Raw genomic sequence first — 2,541 nt, forward strand, 5'->3', positions numbered from 1 at the left:
GCTCCGTCGTCGCCGTCGCGGACGGACCGCCGTCCGCGCTCGTCGTCGTTGCGTCCGGCGAGGGTGTGGCGTCCTCGGCGGTGCCACCACCGCACGCACCGACGGCGAGCAGCGCCACGGCCGCCGCCGTACCACCGATCCTGCGCATGGTCCCCCTTTCGTGGTCGCGGTCGGGGTGCCGACGTCCGCGACCGCGCGGGCACATGCCCCGGAGGCGGGAAGTCGGCCCCCCGAGGATGTCCCGGACCGGCCGGTCCGGGACAAGGGGTTGTTATCCGGGCGTTAGTCGGTCGCCCACCGCGAAGTGACCGGGACGGTCCTGGTGGGACGCGCGGTCAAAGCAGCGTCACGGCATGCTTCCGGGCCTCCGGAGCGGCGAAGGTCGCCAGCCGGTGTGCCTCGTCCCGCACCTCGGCCTCCACCGCGTCGTCCACCCCCGCGAACAGCCGCACCACCACGGTCGCGGTGTCGTCCGTGCGGTCGAGACGCCAGGTGCCGCGCACGAACCCGTCCACCCAGCACGGTCGGGGAGTGCGCGGCTCCGTCGATCACCTTCGGCCGATATTCGTCCGGCAGCACCCGGGTCCGGTCGCGGTGGGCGAGCAGGAGGTTGTCGAACTCGGGCAGCAGCCGCACCGGCGCGCGTTGAGCCCGGCGAGGCTGCGTACCGCGTCGGCCACGGGGAGGTCGTGGCGGCGCAGCAGCAGTTGGCGGGCCAACGTGGCCCTGTTCAGGGCGCGGCGGGTCAGTACCTCGCCGCCCACGGCACCCGTCTCCGGTCGATCCCGCACCGTCTCCCCCCACACACGCCGGCCACATCCGTCCCCTCGACGTCCGTCCGGCCACGGCCGGACGGGAGGACCGTATCTCCGCCCACCGACACGGCGGAGACCTCCTAGAGTGCCCGGGTGGCCGATTATCTGCTCGTCATCGGGGACCGCGAGGCCCTCGGCTGGCTGCTCAGCGAGCAACGCATGGCGTTCCCGGACACCCGGCGCGCCGAGGTGCGCGCCCTGGCGCCCGGGGACGGCCTGTTCCTCTACACCACCCGCGGGTGCTTCAAGAACCCGACCCGCGACCGCGGCCGGGTGATCGCCGAGGGCACCGCCACCGAGGCCGTCCACCCGCTGGACGGACCGCCCGAGTTCGGCGGCCGCACCTATCCGGTGGGGTGCGCGGTCGACTTCCGCACCGCGACGCCCTGGCCGGACGGGGTGGAGCTGGATCCGCTCGTGGAGCGGCTCACCGCCTTCGCCGGGGCGGAGGCGTCCTGGAGCATCCGGCTGCGCCGGCCACTGCTCACGTTGCCCCGTGCGGACGCGGAGCTGCTGCGCGGGCGGCTCGCCGGGCTGGATCCCCGGCCACTGCCCGAGGTGCTGCCCCACTACGCCCGCTGGTGGCGGGCGGGACGATCATGAGCGCATCCGAGCGGGACGCGCACGGGAACGGCGGTGACGGGGGAACGTGGTGAACGGTCGCAAGGTCCTCCACGGGCGCTACGAGTTGGCACCGCTCGCCCGCGGCGGGATGGGTGAGGTCTGGGTCGGCCACGACACCCGGCTCGACCGCGAGGTCGCCGTCAAGTTCGTGCGGTTCTCCGACGGACTGCCGGAGGACGAGATCAGGCGCCGGTTCGACCGGGAGGCCCGCATCACCGCCCGCCTCCGGCACCCCGGCGTGCCCGCCGTGTTCGACGTCGGCACCGAGGACCCCGACGACGGGTCCGGCCCCGGCAGGCCGTACCTGGTGATGGAGCGGGTGCGCGGGCTCAGCGTCGCCGACCTGGTCGACCAGCAGGAGCGCCTGCCCGTCGGGTGGGCCGCCGCCGTCGCCGCGCAGACGTGTGCGGTGCTGGCCGTGGCGCACGAGGAGTCACTGGTCCACCGGGACCTCAAGCCGGGCAATCTCATGGTCGAACCGAGCGGCACCGTGAAGGTGCTGGATTTCGGGCTCGCCGTGGCGATGGCCGTGGCCGACGTCTCCCGGATCACGCGGTCGGGGCAGAGCATCGGCACCCCCGCCTACATGGCACCCGAACAGGTGTTGGCGGCGATCAGCGAGCCCCGCACCGACCTGTACGCGCTGGGCTGCACGATGTACGAGATGCTCACCGGCCGCCCGGTGTTCCGCGGGGCGACCTCGTACACCGTGATGAACAAGCAGGTCGACGAGCGGCCGCCACCGGTGACCGACGCGCGTCCGGACGTGCCTGCCGAGGTCGAAGCCGTGCTGGAGCACCTGCTGGAGAAGGAGCCGGAGAACCGGCCCGGCTCGGCGCGGGAAGTCTACGACCGGCTGTTGCCGTTCGCCACCGACCTCGCGTACCTGCCCGGGGTGGTCAACCCGCCGACCGTGCCCAGTCCCGTGCGGATGTACGCCCACGTGCTCACCCGCGCCTTCCGGGCACCCCTCCTCGACATCTCGCCCACCGGCGACGACGCCGGACGGCCGGGGAACGGATCGCGACCGGACGCCGGCGGGGACACCGGGGGAAGCCACGGCGCCGAAGGTGCCGGGGACGCCGCCCCGCACCGCGACGGC

General features: G+C 73.9%; 3 protein-coding genes and 2 pseudogenes. 2 read left to right on the plus strand and 3 right to left on the minus strand.

Annotation, left to right across the window (positions count from 1 at the left end; translation table 11 throughout):
* Positions 1–335: 335 nt before the first annotated feature.
* The 3 genes and pseudogenes from SACHA_RS25315 to SACHA_RS26605 form a co-directional block, all read right to left on the minus strand.
* Positions 336–515, minus strand: coding sequence for a DNA glycosylase AlkZ-like family protein (locus SACHA_RS25315; protein WP_019809674.1), 180 nt, complete (start codon positions 513–515; stop codon positions 336–338).
* A gap of 40 nt (positions 516–555) precedes the next feature.
* Positions 556–636, minus strand: a pseudogene (locus SACHA_RS26600) (DNA glycosylase AlkZ-like family protein); the annotation flags it as partial.
* Between the two features lie 2 nt (positions 637–638).
* A pseudogene (locus SACHA_RS26605) lies at positions 639–764 on the minus strand (winged helix DNA-binding domain-containing protein); the annotation flags it as partial.
* 144 nt (positions 765–908) lie between these two features.
* Here SACHA_RS26605 and SACHA_RS0111010 point away from each other — a divergent pair.
* On the plus strand, positions 909–1,418 hold the full coding sequence (locus tag SACHA_RS0111010; protein WP_019809676.1) for a hypothetical protein: 510 nt from the start codon (positions 909–911) through the stop codon (positions 1,416–1,418).
* A gap of 49 nt (positions 1,419–1,467) precedes the next feature.
* A partial coding sequence (locus SACHA_RS21560; RefSeq protein WP_019809677.1) for a serine/threonine-protein kinase occupies positions 1,468–2,541 on the plus strand: 1,074 nt, incomplete at its 3' end.

This window comes from Saccharomonospora halophila 8, from assembly GCF_000383775.1.
Taxonomy (GTDB): domain Bacteria; phylum Actinomycetota; class Actinomycetes; order Mycobacteriales; family Pseudonocardiaceae; genus Saccharomonospora; species Saccharomonospora halophila.